Below are 25,699 nucleotides of genomic sequence, written 5' to 3'. Positions count from 1 at the left end.
CCCCACAACGGAGGGGGAGCCTCCTGGGCGTGGTGGACCGGTTCTGGCGGAAGAGCGGGTACCGCGTCAGGGCGATTAATAGCCATGTCGATGCCCCCGCGATCTTCGTTGAGACGCAGGATGGATTTCAAGTGAGCCTGACTGTCGCCGACAAGGGGCAGGTGCATTTCACCGTGGACAGCCCCTGCGTCCGCCGCTCCGAGGTAGCCGATTCCACCAGCCGGGCCACCGCGTTCCTCGACCCGGAGGCGGAGCTCATCCCCCGCCCCAACATCCACTCCGACTTCTGGTCGGCAGGTGCCCCCAGCGCGGCGGCAAGCGGGTCGTGATCGGGTCAAGGTGGATCGACTCAGCTGCGCAGTATGGATTCTGAGCCCGGCATTGGGTCCTGGGGCCCATGTCGTGTCCCCTGTCCGTGCGGTCGCGTACGCGGCGTGACTGACTTGTCGCCCGTTCCGTGTAAGCGCTGCCGTAGCGGGTTCGGGCGGGGCGGATCCCGCAGAGCGCGTCACGCCCGCCGAGCGCAAGGCCCGGTGGGACGGGCTCTCGCCGGAGGGGCGGGGGCGGTACATCGGGCTGGTCCTGGAGCGGATCGGCAACCTCGACGGCATTCCGGCCCTCGCGCGCGACGCCGCCAACCGCAGGAACCTTCCGGTGCTGATCGACAAGCTGGAGGGGGGTCGACACCGAGGCCCGTGACCAGCTCGCCGGGCTGCGGGAGATCGGTCGGCAGTTGAAGGAGGACGGGAAGCCGACCATGTATCTCATCGGCATCGGAGACGAGGGCAACGGACGGACCATCGTCTCGTTCGGCGATCCGGATGCCTTGGTGCATGTGTCGGCGTAGGTACCGGGGCTAGATACCTCGCCCGACGAGGAGTTCGCCAAGACGACCTCGGGCAGGCCCGGGACACCGCGATCGGGGCGCAGGGGTTCCGCTGTGCGGGTGCGGGTGCGGGATCGCGTGCGACGACGGCGGGCAAATGGCAACAGAGGGTGAGGTGGAGAGCGGGATGGACCATGCAGCAGGCCGCCGAGCGGTCCGACGCGATGCTGGACGCCGTCCTGAAGGGCATCGACCCCGATGTGCGGTGGGCGCACGGGCCGACCACCACCCGGGCCTGCGGAGTGACTCGCCGGCGGGCCGTCATGACCGTGGTCTGCGCCGAATGCCGGCAGACGTTTCTGGACCGGGCGGAGACGTTCTGGCGGACGAACGACTACCGGATCAAGGCGGTCAACAAGGACGAGAAGTTCCCGGCGGTCTACGCGGTCTACGCGGTCACGAAGAACGGGTGCGGTGTCAGCGTCTCCTTCCGAGGGAAGGGGCAGGCCTTCTTGGAGGCCGACAGTCCGTGCGTGAAGTCGTCGAAGGCCGCCGCGCCCACCGTCGAGCCGAACGGTCCCGCGTACAAGGACGTCTATCCGCTGCCCGGCCCGATGTCCGTTCCGAATTCTGGTCGGGCACGGGTGGCTGAGGTTTTGTCAGTCCTGTGAGTGGTGAGCCGTCGGCGCCCCCGTGTGCTTCGGGTGCGCCGGTGGTGTGCCGCGGATGACTCGTACACACCGTCGAAAACACCTCTGAAGCGCGCCTCTATGGGGGATGGTTGAGGGGTGCGGAAATTCTGGGTGTTCGGTGGCATCGGCGTCGGCATGGTCATGTGCTTCCTGGCGCTGCTCGTCGTCGGTACGTACTCGGCCGCCGCCGGCCTCGCCGGGGCGGGGGGCGGCGGTGCCGTCGCGCTGGCCAAGGGGGCGGTTCCGGCACGCTTCCAGCCGCTCGTGCAGAAGTGGGGCAACCTCTGTCCCGCCATCAACCCGGCCTTGCTGGCCGCGCAGTTGTACCAGGAGAGCGGCTGGAACCCGAAGGCACAGAGCCACGCCGCCGCGCAGGGCATCGCCCAGTTCATCCCCGGTACATGGGCCACGCACGGGATCGACGGCAACGGCGACGGCAAGCGGGACGTGTGGGACCCCGCCGACGCGATTCCGTCGGCGGCCTCGTACGACTGCGCGATCGCCGGGTATGTGAAGTCGGTGCCGGGCGACGCGACGAGCAACATGCTGGCCGCGTACAACGCCGGCCCCGACGCGGTGATCAGGTACGGCGGCGTTCCGCCGTACAAGGAGACGCAGAACTACGTCAAGATCATCCGTTCGCTGGAGAAGAGCTTCGCCCGGCCCGTCGGCCGTGTCGCGCCCTCCCGGCAGGCCGCCGGGGCCATCTACTTCGCGCAGAAGAAGCTCGGTACGCCCTATCTCTGGGGCGGCAACGGGACGCCGGAACAGCAGGGCCGCTTCGACTGTTCGGGGCTGACCCAGGCGGCGTACCGGACCGTCGGCATCAAGCTGCCGCGTGTCGCCAATGACCAGTACAACGCGGGTCCGCACCCCTCGCGGGACGAGCTGCTCCCGGGGGATCTGGTGTTCTTCTCCGACGACCTGACCAACTCGCGTGCGATCCGGCACGTCGGGTTGTACGTCGGGGGCGGCTATATGATCAATGCGCCGTTCACCGGGGCGGTCATCCGGTTCGACAAGATCGATACGCCGGACTACTTCGGTGCGACACGGGTCACCAAGGACGGAGCGGCCGCCCTTCCGACGGATCTGCCCACAGGGTGACGGATGTCTCCCATGCGCGGATGCGTGGCCGTGCGGATGCGTGGATGCGTGGCCGTGCGGACGTGCGGAGTGACTGGCCGTGCGGCCGTGCGGTCGTGCGGATGTGCGGAGTGACTGGCCGTGCGGATGTTCCGCCCAGGGGTTCCGGAGCGGCGACCGGTGCTGACGGGCAGTCGGCCACGGTCGGAACTCTCTGTGAAGCCTGGGCCCTGAGCTGCGACGACCAGTCACTCTTCGATAACGTCATGGTGATCATTCGGTGGAGAGCGGAACGCACACGACGGCCGGGCCGTTCCCTGGACGGGGTAGGGAACGTCATGCGCACCGACCCACGCGTCGCAGTGAGGTCGGTGCGGTAACGGATCGCACCGATAGCACGGGGGTTCGACCACGGCGGCGTGCAAGGACGCACGTCGCAGCAGATGAAGCAGACAAGGCAAGGGGCCGCAGCAGATGGCTGGACTCGAACTCGACGGGTCGAACCCGGACGTCAGTCTGCTCTACGACATCAACGGGCTCGCGAAGGCCGCTCCTACCTGGTTCGACCGGGTCATGGAGTTCGTCGGCGAGTACGGGATCATGCTCGGCCTGGTTCTGGTGGGTCTGTGGTGCTGGTGGAGCATGCGCAAGCGTGGGACGGCCGAGGACTCGGTGACGGCTGCCGCCGCCATCGTCTGGGCGCCGCTCTCCGCCGCCATCGCGATCCTCATCAACGTCCCGATCCGCGGTTTCGTCGAACGGCCGCGTCCGTTCAACGACCACGACGGCCTTGAGGTCCTGATCCACGGCAAGACGGACTTCTCGTTCGTCAGCGACCACTCCACCCTGGCGATGGGCATCGCCGTCGGCATTTTCGTGGCGAACCGGAAGTTCGGCTTCATCGCGATCGGCCTCGCGCTCTTCGCCGGTTTCAGCCGGATCTACATGGGCGTCCACTATCCGACCGACGTGATCGGCGGATTCGCTCTCGGTACGGCTGTCGCCCTGCTGCTGGCCCCGCTCGCCATGGCGCTGCTGACCCCGCTGATGGCCGCGGTCGCCCGCTCGCCGCGCGTCGGCTGGTTCGTCCGGTCGAAGAACGCGGCCGTCGCGTACGCGGACGAGCAGGACGGGGCGAGGGGCATCCCCGAGCCGCGGCCCGGCTCCGGACGCGGGGACCTGGGGGAGAAGGACCTGGCCGCCTGACGGGACCGTCCCTCCTCCCGCTGCGGTCTTCTTCTTCTCCTTCCCTCCGGTCGACCGACCGCTTCCTCCCGTTCCCCCAGGTGCTCCGAGCGCCTGGGGGTTCGTGCTGAACGGGGTCGATCAGGGAAACAGGGTCGATCAAGGGGCGGCGAGGTGTTCGGCGGCGTCGGTACGGGCCCGGTCCCGGGATCTGCGCGCCGGTCCCCGCCAGCCGCAGGTGCAGCGGGCCACGCAGAACGAGCCGCGTTCGATCGTCGTGGCGCTGTGCCCGGCCGGTGGGCCGGGAGGGGGAGCGGACGCGGAGGCGGTCGTGGGTTCCGGGGCGGTGCGGGCCGGGGCTGGGCAATCCTCTTGCACCCGACCACGGTACTGGCCGCAGCCGGCTGACGGGGGCAGCGTCCCGGTCCTCCCCCGGCTCGCCTCGCGCCCGGACTACGGGGGCAGGACGCGCCGGGGCCGCGTGACGGGGGGCGGCGGCGGTCGTTATGCGGGTCGGGTGAGGGCTCGGCCGCGGTAGTCGTTGGGGGTTGGCAGGCGATGGTGGTGCAGCAGTACAGGGGCGGAGGCGGGGCCCGTGCTGCCCGCGCCCTCGCTGTGGCCGGGGCGATCGCGGTCACCGCCGGGTGCTTCGGCGGGGACGCGGGCAGCGGCGCGAGCGACGGCTCCGGGCAGCGCTCCACGGCAGCGGACCGTGCGCTCGACGTCCTCGGGCAGGCGGCGGACGTTCTCGTCGACGCGGGCGGTGCGGAGACCCGTACGTCGATGGAGACGGCGGCCGGCGGGACGCGGGTGACGATCCGGGGGCAGGGCGCGTACGACTTCCGCAGGCAGATGGGGCGGCTCAAGGTGATGCTGCCCACGGACGCCGCGGGCAAGGACGCCGCGGGCGCGGACGACCACCGGCCGATCACCGAGCTGCTGGTCCCCGGGGCGCTGTACATGAAGAACCGCGGCGCCGGGGTGCCCGACGACAAGTGGGTCAGGATCGACACGACCACGCTGAAGGACGGCAACCTCGTCACCGGCGGGGTCACCGATCCGATGGCCGCCGCTGAGCTGCTGCGCGGGGCCGATGATGTGACGTATGTGGGGGAGTCCGAGCTGGCCGGGGTGACGGTGCATCACTACCGGGGCGTCGCCGACCTGAACCGCGCGGCCCGGGCCGCCTCGCCGCCGTCGCGCGGGGCGCTCGGTGCGGCGGCGAAAGGGTTCAGCAACGACACCGTCCCGTTCGACGCCTACCTGGACGAGGACGGCCGGCTGCGGAAGGTCCGGCACTGTTTCACCTTCCCCACGGAGGGCCCGGAGGTGTCGGTGGTCTCGACGCTGCTGCTGTACGGGTTCGGGCTGCCGGTCAGGGTGACCCTGCCGGACGAGGGCGCCATCTACACCGGCGAGATCCGGCAGGGCTGAGGGTGGCGGGCGGGGGCCGGAGCCGGCGGGCGCGGTGGTCCGGGCCGGGTCTGTGCGGTGCCGCGCGGCCGGTCGTGACCTCGGGGGAGGGGCGGCGGCCGGGACGGGCCGGGCGGTGGGACCGGTTGGGAGGGGGCTCAAAATGGTCCGTCCGTGCCATGCGCGGTGCGTGTCGCGCTCCCTAGGCTGGGAAGCCGGTGTGCCAGGGCCTGTCGTCGCACTGCCGTCTGCCGCCCCCGGGCGGGCGACGGCAGTGCGACGACAGGCCCCAAGGGGGGCCGGTGACGGCCGGGAGACGGCAGAGAGAGGTGACGCAGGTGGTGACGCTCAGCGCTCCGAACGCTCAGGACCGTGTGGCCCTCGCCGAGATCGAACTGTGCGGCGAGCTGATGATCGCCGCGTCGGCGGCGGGCGAGGAACGCCTCAGTCCTGACCGGATCGACGAAGTGCTCGACGTCCGGGGTGCGGAGTCCTGGGCGACGGTCCCCCGGCAGGCCGCTCGCCGGGGGTGACGCCCGCGGCCCCCGTACCGCCGCCGCTCCCGGGGCCGGACCTCAAGTGCGGAGCAGGCGGGCGATGGCCTTCGTGGCCTCCTCGACCTTCGCGTCGACCTCTCCGCCGCCCTTGACGGCCGCGTCGGCGACACAGTGGCGCAGGTGCTCCTCCAGCAGCTGGAGGGCGAAGGACTGGAGGGCCTTGGTGGACGCCGATACCTGGGTGAGTATGTCGATGCAGTAGACGCCCTCGTCGACCATGCGCTGGAGGCCGCGGACCTGGCCCTCGATCCGGCGCAGCCGTTTGAGGTGTTCGTCCTTCTGGTGGTGGTAGCCGTGGATGCCGCGGTCGTGGTCGGTGACGATGTCGACAGGGGCGGTCGCCCCTGCGTCCGGGGCCGCCACGCCTGCCGATTCCGTCCCTGAGGTCCCGGTCGTGGTCATCTGCGTCCTCCCGTTGTTGTTCTCAAGTGTCCCGCTGAGTGCTGAAGTGCTGAGCGCCGAAGTGCTGGATGAAGCCGCTGGACTGTTCAACGCCGCACCGTGCCGCGTTTATACCCCTGCCGGGTATATCGTAACGAATCCCGTCGAACCGTGACCGGGGGTCCGTGCTGGTAGCCCTGTCCGATGGGCGACACTGAAGAACGCCGGTTAGCCGTGGCCGGATGATGCGCCTAGCATCAGCCTGACCGAATCCAGAGCACCCCGAGGACCCCACGTGCGCTTTCGTCTGACCCCCAGGGAGACGAGCTTCTACGACATGTTCTCCGCGTCCGCGGACAACATTGTCACGGGCTCGAAGCTCCTGATGGAACTGCTCGGGGCGGATTCTGCCTCCCGAGTCGAGATCGCGGAGCGTATGCGGGCAGCGGAGCACGCGGGGGACGACGCCACCCACGCGATCTTCCACCAGCTGAACTCCTCCTTCATCACGCCGTTCGACCGCGAGGACATCTACAAGCTGGCGTCCTCGCTCGACGACATCATGGACTTCATGGAGGAAGCCGTCGACCTGGTCGTCCTCTACCAGGTCCAGGAGCTCCCCAAGGGTGTCGAGCAGCAGATCGAGGTGCTGGCCCGGGCGGCGGAACTGACCGCCGAGGCGATGCCGGGACTGCGGACCATGGCCAACCTCACCGAGTACTGGATCGAGATCAACCGCCTGGAGAACCAGGCCGATCAGGTCCACCGCAAGCTGCTGGCCCACCTCTTCAACGGCAAGTACGACGCCATGGAGGTGCTGAAGCTGAAGCAGATCGTGGATGTGCTGGAAGAGGCGGCTGACGCTTTCGAGCACGTCGCCAACACCGTGGAGACCATCGCGGTCAAGGAGTCCTGAACCTCGTGGACACCTTTGCGCTGATCGTGACCATCGGTGTCGCGCTCGGCTTCACGTATACGAACGGCTTCCACGACTCGGCGAACGCCATCGCCACCTCGGTCTCCACCCGGGCGCTGACCCCGCGTGCGGCTCTGGCGATGGCGGCGGTGATGAACCTCGCCGGCGCCTTCCTGGGCCAGGGGGTCGCGAAGACCGTCAGCGAGGGCCTGATCGCCACGCCCGTGGGGCAGAAGGGGATGGGGATCCTGTTCGCGGCGCTGGTCGGCGCGATCATCTGGAACCTCATCACCTGGTACTACGGCCTCCCCTCCTCGTCCTCGCACGCCCTGTTCGGCGGCATGGTCGGGGCGGCGCTGGCCGGCGGGACGGACGTCATCTGGTCCGGCGTGCTGGAGAAGGTCGTCATCCCGATGTTCATCTCCCCGTTCGTCGGCCTGATCGTCGGCTATCTGGTGATGGTCGGCATCATGTGGATGTTCCGGAACGCCAACCCGCACAAGGCCAAACGGGGCTTCCGGATCGCGCAGACGGTCTCGGCGGCGGGCATGGCGCTCGGCCACGGCCTCCAGGACGCGCAGAAGACGATGGGCATCGTCGTGATGGCCCTGGTCATCGCGGACATCGAGGGCCCCAACGACGAGATCCCCGTCTGGGTCAAGATCGCCTGTGCGGTGATGCTCTCGCTGGGGACGTACGCGGGCGGCTGGCGCATCATGCGGACCCTCGGCCGCAAGATCATCGAGCTGGACCCGCCGCAGGGCTTCGCGGCGGAGACGACCGGCGCCTCGATCATGTTCGGTTCGGCGTTCCTGTTCCACGCGCCGATCTCGACGACGCACGTCATCACCTCCGCGATCATGGGCGTCGGCGCCACCAAGCGGGTGAACGCGGTGCGCTGGGGTGTCGCGAAGAACATCATCCTGGGCTGGTTCATCACCATGCCGGCCGCGGCCCTGGTCGCCGCGCTGAGCTACGGAGCGGTTCTCCTGCTCTTCGGCTGAGCCGGCGGTGCGGAGTGATCCGGCGCTGGTTACACGTGTGGGTCCGCCCCCGTTCTCGTACCGAGAACGGGGGCGGACCCTTTCGCCTTGCGGTGGCACCGCCATGCAGCACCGCAAGGCCGTCTGTGGGGTGGGGCGGGGGGAGGCTCAGCCGAAGCGGCCGGAGATGTAGTCCTCCGTGGCCTGGACCGACGGGTTGGCGAAGATCCGCTCCGTCTCGTCTATCTCGACGAGCTTGCCGGGCTGGCCCACGGCCGCCAGGTTGAAGAACGCCGTACGGTCCGAGACGCGGGCCGCCTGCTGCATGTTGTGCGTCACGATGACGATCGTGAAGCGCTCCTTCAGCTCGCCGATCAGGTCCTCGATGGCGAGGGTCGAGATCGGGTCCAGCGCCGAGCACGGCTCGTCCATCAGCAGGACCTGCGGCTCGACCGCGATGGCGCGGGCGATGCACAGCCGCTGCTGCTGACCGCCGGAGAGGCCGGAGCCGGGCTTGTTGAGGCGGTCCTTGACCTCGTTCCAGAGGTTGGCGCCCTTGAGGGACTTCTCCACGACGTCCGCGAGCTCGCTCTTCCGGTACGTGCCGTTCAGGCGCAGACCCGCCGCGACGTTGTCGAAGATCGACATGGTGGGGAAGGGGTTCGGGCGCTGGAAGACCATGCCGACGGTGCGGCGCACGGCGACCGGGTCGACGTCTCTGGCGTAGAGGTTCTCGTCGTCCAGCAGCACCTTGCCCTCGACGCGACCGCCGGGGGTCACCTCGTGCATGCGGTTCAGGGTGCGCAGGAAGGTGGACTTTCCGCAGCCGGACGGGCCGATGAAGGCCGTGACGGAGCGGGGCTCGACGGTCATCGAGATGTCGTCGATCGCACGGTGCGTGCCGTAGAAGGCGGTCAGCCCGCTGACATCGATGCGCTTGGCCATGGGGATCACTTCACTTTCGGTGGCCTCAGCGGCCGGTCTTCGGGGCCTTCCAGCGGGCGATGCCGCGGGCCACCAGGTTGAGGATCATGACGAAGGCGATCAGGACCAGGGCGCCTGCCCAGGCGCGGTCGACCGAGGCCGTCGTGCCGACGGAGTACTGCTCGTACACGTACAGCGGCAGTGACGACTGCGCTCCCTCGAAGGGATTCGGATTGATCAGCTTCGTGCCGAAGACGAGCAGCAGGACGGGGGCGGTCTCGCCGGTGATGCGGGCCACCGCCAGCATCACACCCGTCGTGATGCCGCCGATCGACGTCGGCAGGACCACCTTCAGGATGGTGCGCCACTGGGGTACGCCCAGGGCGAGGGACGCCTCGCGGAGCTCGTTCGGGACGAGCTTGAGCATCTCCTCGGTGGAGCGGACGATCACCGGCATCATCAGGATCGCGAGGGCCAGGGAGCCGGCGAAGCCGGACGGGCCGAAGCCGAGCATGAGGTTCCAGGTGGCGAGGACGAAGAGTCCGGCCACGATGGACGGGATGCCCGTCATGACGTCGACGAAGAAGGTGACGGCTCGGGCCAGCCTCCCCCGCCCGTACTCGACCAGATAGACGGCGGTCAGCAGGCCGATCGGGGTGGCGATGAACGCCGCGATGGCCACCTGCTCGATGGTGCCGAGCAGGGCGTGGTAGAGGCCGCCGCCCTCTTCGGTGTCGAGGAGACCGCTCATCGAGTGCGTGAGGAAGTAGCCGTCGAGAACGGTGGTGCCCTTGGTGACGGTGATCCACGCGAGGGAGAGCAGCGGCACGATGGCCAGGGCGAAGCAGACCCAGACCAGGCTCGTGGCGATACGGTCCTTGCCCTGCCGGCTGCCCTCCACCTTCGCGGTGATGAGGTAGGTGGCGGCCACGAAGACCAGGGCGGAGATCATGCCCCACTGGATCCGGCTGTCCAGCCCGGCCACGAACCCGATCAGGCAGCCGGTGGCCACCGAGCCGGCGGCGATGGCCGCCGGGGCCCAGCGGGGCAGTCTGGCGTGGGCGAGCGTGGCGTGCGACGGGGTGGTGACGGGGCGCTTTTCCTGGACGGTGTAGCTCATGCGTTGGCCCCCGAGTACTCCTTGCGGCGGGCGATGATCGCGCGGGCCGCGCCGTTGACCAGCAGGGTGATGACGAAGAGGACCAGGCCGGAGGCGATCAGGGCGTCACGGCCGAATTCGTCCGCCTCGTTGAACTTCGCGGCGATGTTCTGGGCGAAGGTGCCGCCGCCCGGATCCAGCAGATGTCCGGAGAGCAGGAAGTTCGGGGACAGGACGACGGCGACGGCCATCGTCTCGCCGAGCGCACGGCCCAGTCCCAGCATCGAGGCGCTGATGATGCCGGAGCGGCCGAAGGGGAGGACCGCCATCCGGATGACTTCCCAGCGGGTGGCACCGAGGGCCAGAGCGGCTTCCTCGTGCATCTTCGGCGACTGGAGGAAGACCTCACGGGTGACGTTGGTGATGATCGGCAGGATCATGATCGCCAGCAGGATGCCGACCGTGAAGAGGTTACGGGCGGCGCCCTCGCTGGTCCGCTCGAAGATGTAGGTCCAGCCGAGGTACTCGTCCAGCCACTTGTTCAGACCGTCGAGGTAGGGCACGAGGAAGACCACGCCCCAGAGGCCGTAGATGATGCTGGGGACCGCGGCGAGCAGGTCCACCACATACGCTATCGGGCCGGCCAGCCGGCGCGGCGCGAAGTGTGAGATGAACAGCGCGATGCCGATGGCGACCGGCACGGCCAGCACCATCGCGATGACCGAGCTCACGATGGTGCCGAAGGCGAGGACCGCGATACCGAAGACGGGCGGGTCGCCGGCCGGGTTCCACTCGAAGGTCGTGAGGAAGTTCGCCTCGTCCTTGGAGATCGCGAGGACGGTGCGGTAGCTGAGGAAGGCCGCGATGGCGGCCATGATCACCAGGAGGGTGATGCCGGAGCCCTTGGACAGACCGAGGAATATCCGGTCGCCGGGTCGGGCCTTGCCGCGGGGAACGCCGGTCGGCTGCTCCGGTGGCGGCGCTTGCGTGGGTGCGGTTGCTGTTTCCATCTGATTCTCCGGTCTGCGGAGCCGTACGGCTCCTGGCGGCGGTGCACCGGAAGGCGCGGCCGGCCCCCGGTCAGGGGGTCGGCCGCGGCCGGGTCAGGACAGGGTGGGGACGATCTCGCGGACCTTGGCCGCGATCTCGGCGGGCATCGGCGCGTAGTGCGCGTCGGTCAGGACCTTCTGGCCCGCGTCGCTGATCGCGTAGTTCAGGAACGCCTTGACGGAGGGCAGGGTCTCGGCCTTGTTGCCCTTGTCGCAGGCGATCTCGTACGTCACCAGGATGATCGGGTAGGCGCCCTCGGCCTTGGTCGAGTAGTCGAGCTCCAGGGCCACGTCGTTGCCGGTGCCCTTGACCTTGGCGGCGGCGATGGCCTTGGAGGCGTTCTCCGAGGTGGCCTCGACCGGGGCGCCGGCACCGGTGTCGATCTTGACGGTGGTCATGTCGCTGGCAGCGGCGTAGGAGAGTTCGAAGTAGCCGATGGCACCGTTGATGCCCTTGACGCCGGAGGCGACGCCGGCCGAGCCGCTGGCCGCCTGGCCGCCCTTGGCCTCCCAGGACTTCGAGGAGGCGTCGTACTTCCAGTCGTCGGGGGCTGCGACGCTGAGGTACTTGTTCAGGTTCTGGGTCGTGCCGGACTCGTCGGAGCGGTGGAAGGCCTGGATCGGGGTGTCCGGCAGCTTCGCGTCCGGGTTGAGGTCGGCGATCGCCTGGTCGTTCCACTTGGTGATCTTCGTGTCGAAGATCTTGGCGAGGGTCGGGGCGTCGAGGACGAGTTCGTCGACATTGTCGAGCTTGAATCCGATGGCCACCGGGCCGCCGACCATCGGCAGGTTGATGCCCTTGCCGCCGTCCGTGCAGATCTTCTGGGAGGAGGCGACCTCTTCGGGCTTCAGGGCGGAGTCGGAGCCCGCGAAGGCGACCTGGCCCTGGGTGAACTTGGTGATGCCGCCGCCCGAGCCGATGGGCTGGTAGTTGATCTCCACGCCGGCACAGGCGGCCTGGAACTCCTTGACCCAGATGTCCATGGCGTTCTTCTGCGCGCTGGAGCCGGCGGCCAGGACCTGACCCTTGGCGTCGTCGCACTTGACGTCCGAGGCGGCCGTCGTCTTCTTCCCGGTGTCGGCCGATTCGCCGCCGGTGTTGTCGTCCGAACCGCACGCCGTGAGGACCAGGGCGCCGGAGACGGCGAGGGCACCGAGCGCGGTTGCACGAAGCCGGTTCTTGCGCTGAAGCTTCACTTTCGGGTGTTCCTTCCAGGAGCCGCCGTGGTCAGTTCGTTCTACGACGGCGTGCGATGAGGAGGCGTGCTGTGGCTTGTCGCCGCGCACCTTGTACGTCCGAAATTAGGCAGAACAGGTGAAGCCGCTTACGGGGGAGAGTGAACGGAAGGTGAACCGTGTCGGGCAGGCGGGTGCGATCCGGCCCGGGGCGGCGGTCAGGACGCGGAGAGCAGGGCGCTGATCAGGATGTGGATCAGGATGTGGGCCAAGGGGCGGACCGGGGCGCTGATCAGGACGGGGATCAGGCGGGGTCAGGACGCGGATCAGGCGGGGGTCAGGACGCGTCGAGGGCGTCGAGCAGAGCGGTCAGCTGCCGGACGTCACGGGGCTGGGTGAGCCGGACGCGGGCGGCGTCGGGGGCGAGCCACAGGATGCGGTCCACCTCGTCGTTGGCGGTGAAGGAGCCGCCCGTCGCCTCGGCCGCCCAGTAGGCGACCTCCTTGGGCCGGCCGTCGACCGGGTAGCGGGAGGTCGGCAGCCGGCCCCCCGGGGCGCAGTGGTGGCCGGTCTCCTCCAGCACTTCCCGTACGGCGGCGGCCCGGGGGTCCTCGCCGCGCTTCAGCTTGCCCTTGGGGAAGGACCAGTCGTCGTAGCGGGGGCGGTGGACCAGGCAGACCTCCACCCCGTTCCCGTCCGGGGCGCGGCGCCACAGCACGCAGCCCGCCGCCCGGACGGTGCCGGTCCTCGCGTGCCCGGACTCGCGAGGCACGGCCTCCCGGCTCATGGGGCGCTCAGGGCGGTGGCGTACGGCCAGGCCTCCCGGAACACCGCCCGCGCCGCCTCCGCGTCGTGGCGCTGGTCCGCGTGGAGCACGCCCAGCGCGTACGCCGTGGCCGGTGCGATCCGGGGGGTGCGGGCCGCCGCTGCCGCCGCCCCGGCCGCCTCCACGGCGTCCCGGTGCAGGTCGAGGGCGTGTCCCGGCGCGGCCAGGACCGGGTCGACGGCGCCGAGGACGACCTCGTGGGCGTACCGGTGCAGCCGCAGCAGCAGGCGGGCTTGGTGCCACGCCGCGTCCTGCGCCTCGTTGTACGGCTCCGTGTCGTCGGGCGGCAGGGCGGCCACCGCGGCGAGGAGGCGTTGCTCGGCGCGTTCCGCGGGCTCCAGCAGGGCCTCGGCGATCCGGCTCGCGGCGCCGGGGGCCAGGGGGACGTCGGAGGCGAGGAGCGCGACGGCGTCGGCGATCGCGTGGAAGCGGGAGGAGCCGAGTGCCTGGAGGGCCGCGGAGTGGGACCGGGTCCGGGCGAGGGTGAGGCGGCGTTCCAGCAGCGCCCCGGCCCGCGCGGTCCCGACCCCGAGGGCGGTGCGGCCCTGGGCGTCGGGGGCGGTGCTCTCCCCGGCGGCCCGGGCTGCGGGCAGGGCCGGGCCGGAGAGCTGGTGCAGGGCCTCGACGAGTCGGGTGAGGCGGTTCGCGTAGGCGTGTTCGCGGGCGAGGACGCCGGAGAGCCAGGCCAGCTCGGCGCGGAGCTGGTCGGCCCAGTGCGGGTCGAGCGCGGCCCGGAAGGTGTGCAGCGAGCCGCTGATCCGGCGGGCCGAGCGGCGCAGTGCGCGGGTGGCCGCCGCGGCGTCGTGGCCGCCGGAGTCCGCGGGGGAGCTGTGCTCGTGGTGCAGGCGCAGGCTGCGCAGGAAGTCCGCGGCCTGCCCCCGGAGGTAGGGCGCGAGGACCGCCTCCGCGGTCAGGTCGCCGGTGGGGCGGGGTCCGGTGGCGGCGTCCGGGAGGCGGACCGCGCCGACGGGCTCGGCGAGACGCCCCGTTCCTGTCCCGGTGGCGTCGGGGAGGCGCTCCGTACCCGGCCCCGTGGCCTCGGCGGGTGGCGTGTCCGGAGTGGTGCCGGGGGCCGCGTCCGGCGTCGGCCGGGTCGTCGTCTGCTGGTCAGGGCGTCGCACGCCTGCGCCTCCGGGCGTCGATGAGCATTTCCTGGACGTGCCGCAGCGGCTGGCCGTCCGCGTCCGTGGCGTGCCGGGTCCAGTCCCCGTCGGGGCCCAGGTGCCAGGAGGCGGTGGAGTCGGCCATACCGGTCTCCAGGAGTCGGCTGAGCGCGGCGCGGTGGGCGGGGTCGGTGACCCGGACCAGGGCTTCGATCCGGCGGTCGAGGTTGCGGTGCATCATGTCGGCGCTGCCGAACCACACCTCGGGCTCGCCGCCGTTGCCGAAGGAGAAGACCCGGGAGTGTTCGAGGAAGCGGCCGAGTATGGAGCGGACCCGGATGTTCTCGGAGAGCCCGGCGACGCCGGGGCGTATCGCGCAGATCCCGCGTACCCAGATGTCGACGGGGACGCCCGTCTGGGCGGCCCGGTAGCAGGCGTCGATGATCGCTTCGTCGACCATGGAGTTGACCTTGATCCGCACGTAGGCGGGGCGGCCCGCGCGGTGGTGGGCGATCTCCTTGTTGATCCGGGCGATCAGCCCGTCGCGCAGGGACTTCGGGGCGACCAGGAGGCGGCGGTAGGTTTCGCGGCGGGAGTACCCGGAGAGCCGGTTGAACAGGTCGGAGAGGTCCGCCCCGACCTGCGGGTCCGCCGTGAGCAGGCCGAGGTCCTCGTACAGCCGGGCCGTCTTGGGGTGGTAGTTGCCGGTCCCGACATGGGAGTAGCGGCGCAGCGTGTCGCCCTCCTGGCGGACGACCAGCGAGAGCTTGCAGTGGGTCTTCAGCCCGACGAGTCCGTACACGACGTGGCAGCCGGACTCCTCCAGCTTGCGGGCCCACTTGATGTTGGCCTGCTCGTCGAAGCGGGCCTTGATCTCGACGAGGACGAGGACCTGCTTGCCGGACTCGGCGGCGTCGATGAGGGCGTCCACTATCGGGGAGTCGCCGGAGGTGCGGTAGAGCGTCTGCTTGATGGCCAGCACGTCCGGGTCGCCCGCCGCCTGCTCCAGGAACGCCTGGACGGAGGTGGAGAACGAGTCGTACGGGTGGTGGAGCAGGACGTCGCGTTCGCGCAGGGCGGCGAAGATGTCGGGCGCGGAGGCGGACTCCACCTCGGCCAGGTCCCGGTGGGTGCCGGCGATGAACTTGGGGAACTTCAGCTCCGGTCGGTCCAGCGAGGCGATGGCGAACAGGCCGGTCAGGTCGAGCGGTCCGGGCAGCGGGTAGACCTCCGCGTCGGACACCTTCAGCTCGCGGACCAGCAGATCGAGGACGTACGGGTCGATGGACTCCTCGACCTCCAGGCGGACCGGCGGGCCGAAGCGCCGCCGCATCAGCTCCTTCTCCAGGGCCTGGAGGAGGTTCTCCGTGTCGTCCTCCTCGACCTCCAGGTCCTCGTTCCTGGTGACCCGGAACATGTGGTGCGCCAGCACCTCCATGCCCGGGAACAGCTCCTCCAGGTGCGCCGCGATGACGTCCTCGATGGGCACGTACCGCTGGGGCGAGGCCTCCAGGAAGCGGGTCAGCAGCGGCGGGACCTTGACCCGGGCGAAGTGGCGGTGGCCGCTGACCGGGTTGCGGACGACGACGGCGAGGTTGAGGGAGAGCCCGGAGATGTACGGGAAGGGGTGTGCGGGGTCGACGGCCAGCGGGGTCAGGACCGGGAAGACGCGCTGCCGGAAGAAGGTGAACAGGCGGGCCTGCTCCTTCTCGGTCAGGTCCGGCCAGCGGATCAGCTGGATGCCCTCGTCGGACAGGTCCGGGGCGATGTCCTGCTGGTAGCAGGCGGCGTGCCGGGCCATGAGCTCGCGTGAGCGGGTCCAGATGAGGTCCAGGACCTCGCGGGGCTGGAGGCCGGAGGCGGAGCGGGTGGCGACCCCGGTGGCGATGCGGCGCTTGAGGCCGGCCACCCGGACCATGAAGAACTCGTCCAGGTTCGAGGCGAAGATGGCGAGGAAATTAGCCCGTTCGAGGACGGGGGTGGCCGGGTCCTCGGCCAGCTCCAGGACACGTTCGTTGAACGCGAGCCAGCTGCGTTCGCGGTCCAGGAAGCGTCCCTGGGGCAGTTCGTCGCCGTCCCGGTCGGGTTCGTAGGCGTCCGCGTCTGCGTCCAGGTCGGGATCCAGATCGGCCGCGGTGGAGAAGCCGACCCCGTTGGACGCGGGGGTGGCGTGCGGCCGGTGCGCGGCGAGCGAGCCGACGGACGGCTGGGCGGCGGGCTGGACCGGGACCTCGGACCTGGGCTGCTGGCTCATGGGCCCATTGTTCCGCGTGGAGGGCTCTGCGGGCGCGTCGGAGCCGCGAAAGATCGCGGAAGGCCCGGGAAACCCCGGGTCACGACCGGGGGAGCCGGCGGAGGAGCCCTGGGAGGCGTTTCCCCGGGCTCTCCCGTTGCGGCGGGGGGCGGGCACAGCTGGCTGCATCCCGTGAGCGTCGCAAGGATGTCTGAATGGCCGGTAACGGCGACATGACGTACAGGAAGCGGTGTGCCTGCGGATCGGGCGTGCGGTCACTGTACGTGTTCGAAGTGCTGGGGCCGCCTCGGGGCCGTTGTTCGTTTTCGTCCGTTACGTGTTCGTCGTCCGGGCCCACCCCTGTGGGGCCCGGACGACGGCTCGTGCCGGACGGGTGCGCTCAGCCGTGGAGGCGGCGCAGGGTCCGGAAGGCGAGGAACACGGCGAGGGCGGCGAGGGCGAGCAGGATGCCGGTCTCCACGAGCTGGAGGGGCCAGTAGTGGGAGGCGGGGTGGTAGTGCACGTAGTTCTGCGCCACGTCATGTCCGGCCAGGCAGTCATTGAACTTGAGGGAAGAGCTGGCGCAGATGTCGACGGGGAGCAGGTCGCCCCCGGTCGTCACGAATCCCTGCTCAACCACGTGGCCCCATTTGGGGACGGGGTATTCGTCCTTCAGGGGGTAGGCGGCCTTCACCACCGGCCACAAGTGGTCGCGCACCGTTCCGAGCACGACCGTCACCAGCCCGGAGGCGAGCAGGGCCACCGCCATGGCCGGAACCGTGCGACGCAGCAGTAGACCGGTGAGGGTGCCCAGCGCGAGCGCCAGCAGCGCACTGGCGGCCGGGACCGTTCCCGTCGCGCCGAAGGCCGACACGTCCTCCCAGATGGCCGGGAACGGGTACGTGAGTCGGCTTCGGGTCCAGGAGAAGACGGCGGACAGCACCACGATCCCGCAGACCACCAGCGCGGCCGGTACGGCGAGCCGTGCGGCCAGCCATGCGGCAGGCGGGGACGACTGGGTCCAGGACAGCTTGACGCTGTTGCTCTCCCACTCCCGGGCGATCATCGGGCCCGCGATGAAGGCCCCGATGGCGGCGGGCAGCGCGATGATGGCCAGTCCCACGTACGTGAGCATGCGGTCGAGGTCGAGCATCCGGTCGCTGTAGTCGCGGGCCGGCTGGAAGCAGGTCTCCACGGAGCTGCTCAGGGTGCAGCCGGTGCTCGCGAAGTCCGCGACGACCTGGTCCGCCCGGAGTGCCACGGCGATCATGCCGACGACCGCGGCGGCAGCGACCGCCCCTGCGCCCCACAGAGTCCGTCGGTGCACCCGCAGCAGCACGCGGGAAGGCCCCCGCAGCGTGCGGGCGTTCGTCATGAGCGTGCTCATACGGCCGACACCTCCTCCCGGACCCCGCCCGTGACGGCGCTCGCGCTCGGCGTCAGCAGCGGCGGCGCCTCCGGGGAGCGGAGGTGGGCGAGCAGCAGCTCCTCCAGCGACGGCTGGGTGACGGCCCAGTCGGCGGTGTCCACGGGGCCCTCCTTCCTGACGAGTGCGGTGAGCTGACGTCCCGTCGTGCGGGATTCGATGACGGTGTGCGGGGCCAGGTCCCGGGCCCGGCCGGTGAGCAGGGCGTGCGCGCCGACGATGTCGTCGCTCTCGCCGCCGAGCCGGACGCGCCCGCCGTCGACGAACAGGAGGTAGTCGCAGGCGCCCTCCAGCTCGGTGAGGATGTGCGAGGACATCACGATGGTGGTGCCGTGCTCGGCGGTCTCCGCCATCAGGACGCCCATCAGCTCGTGCCGGGCGAGGGGGTCGAGGTCGGCCATCGGCTCGTCCAGCAGCATCAGTTCGGGTCGTTTGCCCAGCGCGAGGGCGAGGGCCAGGCGGGTGCGCTGGCCCCCGGACAGGGTGCGGACGCGGGCCTTGGGCGGCAGCGTTCCGGCGATCCGGGCGGCCGTGGCCCGGTCCCAGCGCCCCGGGTTCAGCTCGCCGCCGGCCCACAGCGTGTCGGCCACGGTGAGCTGCGGGTACAGCGGCTTGTCCTGGTGGACGAAGGCGATGCGGTCGCGTACGTCGCCGGGGCGGGCGGATCCGAGGACGGTGAGGGACCCGGCGCTGGGCCGGTCCAGTCCGGCCGTCAGGTTCAACAGGGTCGACTTGCCCGCACCGTTGGGTCCGACGAGGGCGCAGACGCGTCCGGCGGGCAGCCGGAACGAGCAGTCGTGCAGGGCGCGGTGGCCGCCGCCCCCGCGCCCGTAGGTCCTTCCGAGGCCGTGTGCCTCGATCGCGACGCCGGTCATCGTTCCTCGTCCCCCTTGTACGTGCTGTCCAGTACGGCCGTGAAGAGCGCGCCGACGTCGTCCTTCTCCAGCCCGGCCGCCCGGGCCCGGCGGGCCCAGTCGGCGAGTTCGGTGCGCAGCGGTGCGTCGGCGGCGGTCGCGTCGGCCGCGCCGCCCAGCGTCCTGCGGACGAAGGTGCCGAGCCCGCGCCGGGCCTCGACGAGGCCTTCGCGCTCCAGCTCCCGGTAGGCCTTGAGGACCGTGTTCGGGTTGATCGCGGTGGCTTCCACGACCTCGCGGGCGGTCGGCAGCCGGTCGCCCGGTTCGAGCACGCCCAGGCGCAGGGCCTGCTTCGTCTGCTGGACGATCTGGAGGTAGGTGGCGACGCCGCTGCGCCGGTCGATGCGGAACTCGACGGCTGCGGACTCGGCTGCCATGCGCTGCACCACCCTTTCACTAATTGAGTAGTGAAAGGGTGGTGCAAAAATGGGGCGGCGTCAAATGACGCCGCCCCGCTGGGGTGTTCGGGTGGAGCGGTCAGGTGCTCGGCGGGACCGGTGTGCGGTCGGCGCGCAGTTCCCCGTTGATGCGCTGTGCCTCTTCCAGCTGGTCCTCGAGGATGACGATGCGACAGGCGTCCTCGGTCTTCGTGCCCTGGTCGACCAGTTCCCGGGCGCGGGCGGCGATGCGCAGCTGGTAGCGGGAGTAACGGCGGTGGCCTCCGTCGGAGCGCAGCGGGGTGATCAGTCGGTTCTCGCCGAGCGCGCGGAGGAAGGCGGGGGAGGTGCCGAGCATCTCGGCCGCCCGGCCCATGGTGTAGGCGGGGTAGTCGTCATCGTCGAGCTTGTTGGTGGGGCGGGTACTGCGAGGGGGCATAGCACCTCTTCTTCGGGGTCTTCGGGGACACGTCGGGGGGCCCGAGCACCTTGCGGCGCTCGGGCCCCGAGCTTTCAACACCATCTGCCGGCTGACTGCGCCGGCTCATCTGTTCCGCCGGTCCGCCCGGGAGGGCGGGGAAGCGGGGATCGCGGATGCGTGACCGGGGACCACCTTCCGTTCCGGGGCCTGCGGTACCCGAGCGGAGTGTTCCTCGCCCGGGCGATCCTGATGGTGTCTGCTCCTTACCTCGTGCGGTTCAGTGTTTCGGTACTGCGGGTACTGCGGGTACCGCGGTTGTTACGCGCGGCCCCTGGGGCCGCCCGGCCCGGCAGCCAGTGGGGGAACCCGCCGTTTCCGGCTCCCTCGCTCCACTGCCGTTCCGCTTACCGTTCTGACCTGCGTGCACGGCAGATCATGTCTGCCGCGCCCTCTGTTCTTCCGGCTACGAGGAAAACGCTAACTCCACCGAGGTCCGGATGTCTACTCCCGCCGCGATAGATTTTCTTCAGGGTCGGGTGCGGCACTTCTGTGGCTGCGATGCCCTGGAAGCTGTCGTGGCGGACGGCCTCAGGACTCGGTGCGGTACATCAGATCCACCTCGTGCGTGGTGAAGCCCATCCGCTCGTACACCGTCACGGCCGCCGTGTTGTCCGCGTCCACGTAGAGCATCGCGGTGGGTAGCGCCTGGGCCGCCAGGTGGTGCAGGCCGATCGAGGTCAGCGCCTTGCCGAGGCCGCCGCCCTGGGCCTCGGGCAGGACGCCGACCACGTACACCTCGCCGACCTGCTCCTCGGCGTGCACCTTCGTCCAGTGGAAGCCGACGATCTCCCCGTGCCGCTCGGCCAGGAAGAAGCCCTTCGGGTCGAACCAGGGCTCTGCCTTGCGGTCGTCCAGGTCCTGCTGGGTCAGGGCCCCCTGCTCGGGGTGGTGAGCAAAGGCGGCGCGGTTCACGGCGAGCCAGGCGGCGTCGTCGCGGCCCGGCTCGAAGGTCCGCACAGTGACGCCCTCGGGCAGCACCGGCTCCGCGAGGTCGAGCGGGATCAGACCGCGCCGGAGCTGGCGCAGTTCGCGGAAGAGGGAGAGGCCGAGGACCTGGGCCAGGTGGCGGGCCGCGGAGCTGCCACCGTGCGCCCAGGCCCGCAGCCGCTTGCCGGTCGCGGCGAGGAGGGCCGCGCCGAGCGCCCGGCCGTGCCCGTTGCCGCGCCGGTCGGGGTGGACGACCAGCTCGGCGGCCGGGGCCTCGACCGGGTCGGTGTCCTCCAGCTGGGCGTATCCGGTGAGCGTGCCGTCGACGGTGAGGAGGAAGTGCCGTACGCCGTCTCGGTGTCCGCCCCGGATACGGAGTCTGCCCTGCTCGGAAACCGCCTGCCGGCCGTCGGACCGGGCGGCCTCGGCGAGCAGGCCGAGGACGGTGCCGGCCTGCGTGGAGTCGAGTGCGTCGAGAGTCTGGACCTCGCGCCCGGGAGCGGGGAGGGGTACGTCAGTCGTCATGCCTCCGAGCGTACGGCGAGCGGTGCGCCCGGCGGGGGTGCGGCGGGGTGGCGGGGGCGCGGCGGGGTGGCGGGGCTGCGGACCGGGTGGAGGCCGGGCTTGTGCGCGGCCCGGGGCGGAAGGGCGGCGGTCAGGCGTCCTCGGATGGTGGCGTGGTGTTGAGGACGTGGTCCGCGATGCGGGAGAGGTCCTCCGTGCTGGGCAGCAGCTCCCGTACGCCTTCGGGGAGCCCGGCGTACGTGCTGACGGCCAGCGGGGAGTTGTACCCGCGCAGGGCGTACTCCACCATGGCCCGGTCCCGGCTCTCGGCGATCAGGATGCCGAGCGTGGGCTCGTCCCGCTCCTTGTCCCTGGCCAGGTCGTCCACCACCGAGACGTAGAACCCGAGCTGCCCGAAGTGCTCGGCCCGCGCCTTGCGGGTCTTCAGCTCCAGCACGACGTAACAGTGCAGCTTGCAGTGGTAGAAGAGGAGATCGATGCGGTATTCGGAGTCGCCGACCACGATCGGGTACTGACGTCCGACGAAGGCGAACCCGACGCCCAGTTCGGTCAGGAACCGCACGAGGTTGTCGACGTGCGCGTCCTCCAGATCACGCTCCGCCGGCCGGCCGGTGAGTTCGGTGAAGTCGAGGCGGTAGGGGTCCTTGAGGATCTGCCGCACGGCGTCGGACTTCCCGGGCAGGCTGACGTCGAAGTTGTTCGCGGCGGCACCTTCGGCGAGGTGCAGCTGCCGGTGGATCACCGACTCCAGATGCGTACGCGACCAGCCGTGGTGGACAGCGTGCTGGGCGTAGAAGTCCCGCTCGAAGCGGGTCGCGCACTTGCCCATGATGAGGACGACGTGGCCCCAGGGCAATTGTCCAACAGGCTGTTGGACAATTGAGTCGGGCCAGATCCTGGCCATCTGCTGCATGTAGTGAAGGTTGGACCGGCTGAATCCCCGCTGCTGCGGGAACTCCGTCCGCAGCTCCGTGGCGATCCGCTCGATGACCTTCGTGCCCCACCTCTCCCCGCGCTGGCGCTCGAGGATGGTCCGCCCGGATATGTGAGCCATACGGGTGACGCGAGCGCTTGTGGGACGTTTCTGACGAGTCATTTGGCCGGATGGCAACCAGTCCGTAACCCCGAACACCTGTTGCGCTACGCGCGTTGACTCTAGGCTGCGGCACGCAGGATTCCAGACGTGCCACCAGCGCCACCACCGACAGCGCTGACAGCACTGACACACAAGGGGACCGATGTCAGCGACTCCGCAGAAGAACCGTGCGAGAAGGCGGGTGCTCGCCGCCGCGGCCGGTCTGGCCACCGTGGGCGCACTCGTCGCCGCGATGCCAGCCGGCGCCCATGACCGGGGCAACGGGCACGGGCATGGACACGGGCACGGACACGGACACAAGTCCCGTACCGTCGACGTGCAGTTGCTGTCGTTCAACGACCTGCACGGCAACCTGGAGCCGCCGGCCGGTTCCGCCGGCACGGTCAAGAAGACGCATGCGGACGGCACGGTCGAGGCGATCCCGGCCGGTGGCGTCGAGTACCTGGCGACCTCGCTGCGCACCGCGCGCAAGGGCAACCCGTACTCCGTCACAGCGGCCGGCGGTGACATGGTCGGAGCGAGTCCGCTGCTGTCGGGCCTCTTCCACGACGAGCCAACGATCGAGGCGCTGAACGGTCTCGACCTGGACGTCACGGCGGTCGGCAACCACGAGTTCGACGAGGGCGCGACCGAGCTGGCCCGTCTCCAGAACGGCGGCTGCCACCCGGTCGAGGGCTGCTACGAGAAGGGCAGGAAGTTCGAGGGAGCGGACTTCCCCTACCTCGCGGCCAACGTGACCAAGGAGAAGACCGGCAAGCCGCTGCTGAAGCCGTACACGGTCTGGAAGAAGAAGGGTGTCAAGATCGGCTTCATCGGGGTGACTCTGGAGGGCACGCCGGACATCGTCACCGCGAACGGCGTCAAGGGCCTCAAGTTCCACGACGAGGTCGAGACGATCAACAAGTACGCCAAGGAACTGGACCGCAAGGGCGTCAAGTCCATCGTCGCGCTGATCCACGAGGGCGGGGCCCCGGCCTCCACCTCGTACAACTACGACTGCGACAGCCCCGGCGCGGGCGACGGCATCTCCGGTCCGATCGTCGACATCGCCAAGGGCATCACGCCGAAGGTGGACGCCCTGGTCACAGGCCACACCCACCAGGCCTACGTGTGCACCGTCCCGGACCCGTCCGGCAAGCCGCGCATGGTCACCTCGGCCTCGTCGTTCGGCAAGCTGTACACGGACACCACGCTCACCTACGACCGCCGCACCAAGGACATCGTCCGTACGTCGGTGAAGTCCGCCAACCACGTCGTGACCCGGGACCAGCCCAAGGCCGCCGACATGACGCGCCTGATCGACCGCTGGAACAAGCTGGCCGCGCCGGTCGCGAGCAAGCCGCAGGGCTGGATCAGCGCCGACATCAACGGCCGGGGCTCCACGGCCCCGGAGAAGCCGCTCGGCAACGTGATCGCCGACGCCCAGCTCGAAGGCCTCGCCCCGGCGGACAAGGGCGGCGCGGAAGTCGCGTTCATGAACCCGGGCGGCATCCGCGCGGACCTGGTGCACAAGGCGTCCGGCAGTGAGGGCGACGGAGTCGTCACGTACGGCGAGGCGTTCACCGTGCAGCCGTTCACCAACATGATGAACGTCGTCGACCTGACCGGCACCCAGCTGGTCACCGCCCTCCAGCAGCAGGTCAGCGGCTCCAACGAGGCCAGCCCGAAGATCCTCCAGGTCTCCAAGGGCTTCACCTACACCCTTGACCTGACGAAGAGCGGCGCGGACCGCGTGGTCGCCGACAGCATCGAGCTGAACGGCGAGGCGATCGACCCGGCGCGCACCTACCGCGTGGCGATGAACGAGTTCCTCGCGGGCGGCGGCGACGGCTTCGCGGCTCTCGGCGAGGGCACGAACAAGCTGGTCGGCGCGTCCGACCTGGACCTGTTCAACGCCTACCTGGCGGCCCACTCCACGGCCACCGCGCCGCTGGCCCCGCCGGCGACGGACCGGATCACGGTCATTCAGTAGCAGTCACTTCGCGCGTCACGGCGCGTACGGGAAGGGGCGGCGGGCCTGCGGGACGGCCGCCCCTTCTTGCTGCCGCTGAGGATTGGCTCCCGAGGTTCGTCATCTGGGATTCGGTCCCAAAGGAGAACACCGCCCGGCCGTGCACGCCGGGATGGCGGCACTGCTTCAGGCTGCGATCCGCGCGTCTTCGCTTCGGTGCTCGCGGTACGTGTGCTGCTCGTGCTGCCCGCGGTGTTCGCGGCAGTCGCGGCAGTGGCCGGGGGTGGGGGAGCGGAAGGCGCGGTCGCAGTCGTCGCAGGTCTGGAAGGGGGTGACGGTGGTGTGGGGGCGGGTGGGGGTGGTCAGGTCGTGGGCGTCGGGGAGTGGTGGGAGCAGGAGGGCGGTGAGCCGGTGTTTGAGGAGTTTGGCGGGGTGGTTGAGGGGGTGGGGTGGGTCGGTGGTGAGGGTGTGGCGGATGGTGTCGGGGTGGGCTGCGCGTTCGAGCCAGGCCGCGACTCCGGGGGTCAGCTGATGGATTTCGTTCTCGGAGAGCGTGAACTGGGGTGCGTGGCGGCGCAGGTCGCTGAGGAGTGCGGTGGCTGCGCGGTCGAGTTCCGGGGTGAGCTCGGTGGGTTGGGGGAGTGGGCGGGGCGGTGGCTTGGGTGCGGTCGGGGGCGGTACGAGTGGTAGTGGGACGACGGGTGGGGCCGGCGGCAGCGGGGGCGGTGTGGGCAGGGTTGCGGGTGTCTCCGGTGCGGGTGGGGCTGCGTGTGTTTCCGGTGCGGGCTGTGCGGGCGGCTCGGGCGGTGCGGGCGGCTGTGTGTGCACCTCGGCCGGGGTCGTGGGCTGCTGCGGGGCCGCCGGGCTGCGGCGGGAGTGCGGCAGCAGGGCGGTGGGCTGGTTGCAGAAGACCGTGCGGGTGATGATCCGGCCGCTGGGCAGCCGGTCGCGGACGCGTTGCAGGTAGCCGAAGGCTTCCAGTTCGCGCAGGGCGGTGGCGATGCGCTTCTCGCCCTCCCGGCAGTGGGCGGCGAGTGCCTTGATGCCGACTTTCGTCCCTTGGGGCAGGGACTGGATGCGTACGGCGATGCCGACTGCGGTGCAGCTGAGGTCGGGGTGCTGGGCGAGGTGGTTGCCGACGACGGTGAAGCGGGTGGTGTGCGGGATCTCGATGTGGATCACGCCTCGGGCCGGGAGAGGCCCGGGAATCTCCGCCAGGGCGCGGGTGAGCGCAGTATTCTGCTGGGTATCCATTGGGGAAGGTGTCGCTTCCTTGATGGTCAGGCCCTCGGTTGGGATTGCAGTCCCGGTCGGGGGCCGACGTATGTCCGGTGTGGTGTCGGCCCGAGCATATGCCGGGCAACCGGGCCAAAAGCGAGCCGAGTTGGCAAACCTCACCCGTGTGGGTGACGGCGCCCGTAGGCGCCCTCCGGGGTGCGTCAGGTGGCCGGCGGGAGTGGGTTGGGTTGGGTTGTTTCTCTTGTTTCTTTGAGTAGTTGATGTCGCGCTTCACCGGGTCGCGGTCGGGAACGATCCGGTCGGGGCTGTACGGG

At 70.2% G+C, this 25,699-nt stretch carries 23 protein-coding genes and 2 pseudogenes; 10 read left to right on the top strand and 15 right to left on the bottom strand.

The features are described 5' to 3' along the window. Window positions 1–131: 131 nt before the first annotated feature. The 7 genes and pseudogenes from B9S58_RS40060 (at window position 132) to B9S58_RS29605 (ending at window position 5,735) form a co-directional block, all read left to right on the top strand. Window positions 132–329, top strand: coding sequence for a hypothetical protein (locus B9S58_RS40060; RefSeq protein ID WP_308457937.1), 198 nt, complete (start codon window positions 132–134; stop codon window positions 327–329). 161 nt (window positions 330–490) lie between these two features. Next, window positions 491–936: pseudogene (locus tag B9S58_RS39585) on the top strand (hypothetical protein); the annotation flags it as partial. Between the two features lie 2 nt (window positions 937–938). Next, window positions 939–1,478 (top strand): annotated as a pseudogene (locus tag B9S58_RS29630) (hypothetical protein). 151 nt (window positions 1,479–1,629) lie between these two features. Further along, on the top strand, window positions 1,630–2,625 hold the full coding sequence (locus B9S58_RS29625) for a bifunctional lytic transglycosylase/C40 family peptidase (RefSeq protein ID WP_103535038.1): 996 nt from the start codon (window positions 1,630–1,632) through the stop codon (window positions 2,623–2,625). A gap of 453 nt (window positions 2,626–3,078) precedes the next feature. Continuing rightward, window positions 3,079–3,810, top strand: a complete 732-nt coding sequence (locus tag B9S58_RS29620) for a phosphatase PAP2 family protein (protein WP_103535037.1) — start codon at window positions 3,079–3,081, stop codon at window positions 3,808–3,810. 537 nt (window positions 3,811–4,347) lie between these two features. After that, a complete protein-coding gene (locus tag B9S58_RS29610; protein ID WP_103535035.1) occupies window positions 4,348–5,223 on the top strand; it encodes a hypothetical protein in 876 nt (291 codons plus the stop codon). Window positions 5,224–5,531: 308 nt separating this feature from the next. After that, window positions 5,532–5,735, top strand: coding sequence for a hypothetical protein (locus B9S58_RS29605; RefSeq protein WP_065482660.1), 204 nt, complete (start codon window positions 5,532–5,534; stop codon window positions 5,733–5,735). Between the two features lie 42 nt (window positions 5,736–5,777). Here the strand turns inward: B9S58_RS29605 and B9S58_RS29600 are convergent, their stop codons facing one another. Further along, a complete protein-coding gene (locus tag B9S58_RS29600; RefSeq protein WP_103535034.1) occupies window positions 5,778–6,161 on the bottom strand; it encodes a metal-sensitive transcriptional regulator in 384 nt (127 codons plus the stop codon). Between the two features lie 274 nt (window positions 6,162–6,435). Between B9S58_RS29600 and B9S58_RS29595 the strand changes: the two genes are divergently transcribed. Then, entirely contained in the window at window positions 6,436–7,056 is a 621-nt protein-coding gene (locus B9S58_RS29595) for a DUF47 domain-containing protein (RefSeq protein ID WP_103535033.1), read from the top strand. Between the two features lie 5 nt (window positions 7,057–7,061). After that, window positions 7,062–8,060: an inorganic phosphate transporter gene (locus B9S58_RS29590; RefSeq protein ID WP_103535032.1), complete on the top strand. Its 999-nt coding sequence runs from the start codon at window positions 7,062–7,064 to the stop codon at window positions 8,058–8,060. A gap of 147 nt (window positions 8,061–8,207) precedes the next feature. On the opposite strand, the gene pstB is transcribed toward B9S58_RS29590, so the two are convergent. From pstB to B9S58_RS29525, 13 genes are all read right to left on the bottom strand, one after another. Continuing rightward, window positions 8,208–8,984, bottom strand: a complete 777-nt coding sequence (gene pstB / locus B9S58_RS29585; protein WP_103512613.1) for a phosphate ABC transporter ATP-binding protein PstB — start codon at window positions 8,982–8,984, stop codon at window positions 8,208–8,210. Between the two features lie 25 nt (window positions 8,985–9,009). Then, window positions 9,010–10,083, bottom strand: a complete 1,074-nt coding sequence (pstA, locus tag B9S58_RS29580; protein WP_103535031.1) for a phosphate ABC transporter permease PstA — start codon at window positions 10,081–10,083, stop codon at window positions 9,010–9,012. Continuing rightward, a complete protein-coding gene (gene pstC, locus B9S58_RS29575; RefSeq protein WP_103535030.1) occupies window positions 10,080–11,072 on the bottom strand; it encodes a phosphate ABC transporter permease subunit PstC in 993 nt (330 codons plus the stop codon). Before pstC ends, pstA begins: the two co-directional genes overlap by 4 nt. A 93-nt stretch (window positions 11,073–11,165) precedes the next feature. Next, the gene (gene pstS, locus B9S58_RS29570; RefSeq protein ID WP_103535029.1) at window positions 11,166–12,308 is read right to left on the bottom strand and encodes a phosphate ABC transporter substrate-binding protein PstS; all 1,143 of its coding nucleotides are present in this window, start codon (window positions 12,306–12,308) and stop codon (window positions 11,166–11,168) included. 316 nt (window positions 12,309–12,624) lie between these two features. Next, entirely contained in the window at window positions 12,625–13,074 is a 450-nt protein-coding gene (locus tag B9S58_RS29565) for an NUDIX hydrolase (protein WP_103535028.1), read from the bottom strand. Next, window positions 13,071–14,234, bottom strand: coding sequence for a CHAD domain-containing protein (locus B9S58_RS29560; protein ID WP_103535027.1), 1,164 nt, complete (start codon window positions 14,232–14,234; stop codon window positions 13,071–13,073). The genes B9S58_RS29565 and B9S58_RS29560 overlap by 4 nt, the downstream gene beginning before the upstream one ends. Then, a complete protein-coding gene (locus tag B9S58_RS29555; protein WP_103535026.1) occupies window positions 14,221–16,470 on the bottom strand; it encodes an RNA degradosome polyphosphate kinase in 2,250 nt (749 codons plus the stop codon). The genes B9S58_RS29560 and B9S58_RS29555 overlap by 14 nt, the downstream gene beginning before the upstream one ends. 379 nt (window positions 16,471–16,849) lie before the next feature. Beyond that, window positions 16,850–17,836 (bottom strand): hypothetical protein, encoded by a 987-nt coding sequence (locus tag B9S58_RS29550; protein ID WP_258045127.1) that lies wholly within the window; start codon window positions 17,834–17,836, stop codon window positions 16,850–16,852. Further along, window positions 17,833–18,750, bottom strand: a complete 918-nt coding sequence (locus tag B9S58_RS29545; protein WP_103535025.1) for an ABC transporter ATP-binding protein — start codon at window positions 18,748–18,750, stop codon at window positions 17,833–17,835. Before B9S58_RS29545 ends, B9S58_RS29550 begins: the two co-directional genes overlap by 4 nt. After that, complete coding sequence (locus B9S58_RS29540; RefSeq protein ID WP_030590630.1) at window positions 18,747–19,166, bottom strand: GntR family transcriptional regulator; 420 nt, start codon at window positions 19,164–19,166, stop codon at window positions 18,747–18,749. Before B9S58_RS29540 ends, B9S58_RS29545 begins: the two co-directional genes overlap by 4 nt. A 100-nt stretch (window positions 19,167–19,266) precedes the next feature. Next, complete coding sequence (locus B9S58_RS29535; RefSeq protein ID WP_103535024.1) at window positions 19,267–19,605, bottom strand: MerR family transcriptional regulator; 339 nt, start codon at window positions 19,603–19,605, stop codon at window positions 19,267–19,269. A 570-nt stretch (window positions 19,606–20,175) separates the two neighbouring features. Continuing rightward, a complete protein-coding gene (gene mshD / locus B9S58_RS29530) occupies window positions 20,176–21,099 on the bottom strand; it encodes a mycothiol synthase (protein ID WP_103535023.1) in 924 nt (307 codons plus the stop codon). Between the two features lie 130 nt (window positions 21,100–21,229). Further along, window positions 21,230–22,153: a YhcG family protein gene (locus B9S58_RS29525; RefSeq protein WP_258045126.1), complete on the bottom strand. Its 924-nt coding sequence runs from the start codon at window positions 22,151–22,153 to the stop codon at window positions 21,230–21,232. Between the two features lie 184 nt (window positions 22,154–22,337). On the opposite strand from B9S58_RS29525, the gene B9S58_RS29520 reads away from it, so the two are divergent. Further along, a complete protein-coding gene (locus B9S58_RS29520) occupies window positions 22,338–24,167 on the top strand; it encodes a bifunctional UDP-sugar hydrolase/5'-nucleotidase (protein WP_103535022.1) in 1,830 nt (609 codons plus the stop codon). A 165-nt stretch (window positions 24,168–24,332) separates the two neighbouring features. Here B9S58_RS29520 and B9S58_RS29515 read toward each other — a convergent pair whose 3' ends face one another. After that, window positions 24,333–25,400, bottom strand: coding sequence for a hypothetical protein (locus B9S58_RS29515; RefSeq protein ID WP_146063581.1), 1,068 nt, complete (start codon window positions 25,398–25,400; stop codon window positions 24,333–24,335). Between the last annotated feature and the right edge of the window lie 299 nt (window positions 25,401–25,699).

Origin of the sequence: Streptomyces sp. SM11 (assembly GCF_002910905.1) — a bacterium.
Classification (GTDB): domain Bacteria; phylum Actinomycetota; class Actinomycetes; order Streptomycetales; family Streptomycetaceae; genus Streptomyces.
The sequence above is the reverse complement of the archived record's forward strand: the minus strand, read 5'-3'. Positions and strand labels throughout refer to the sequence as shown.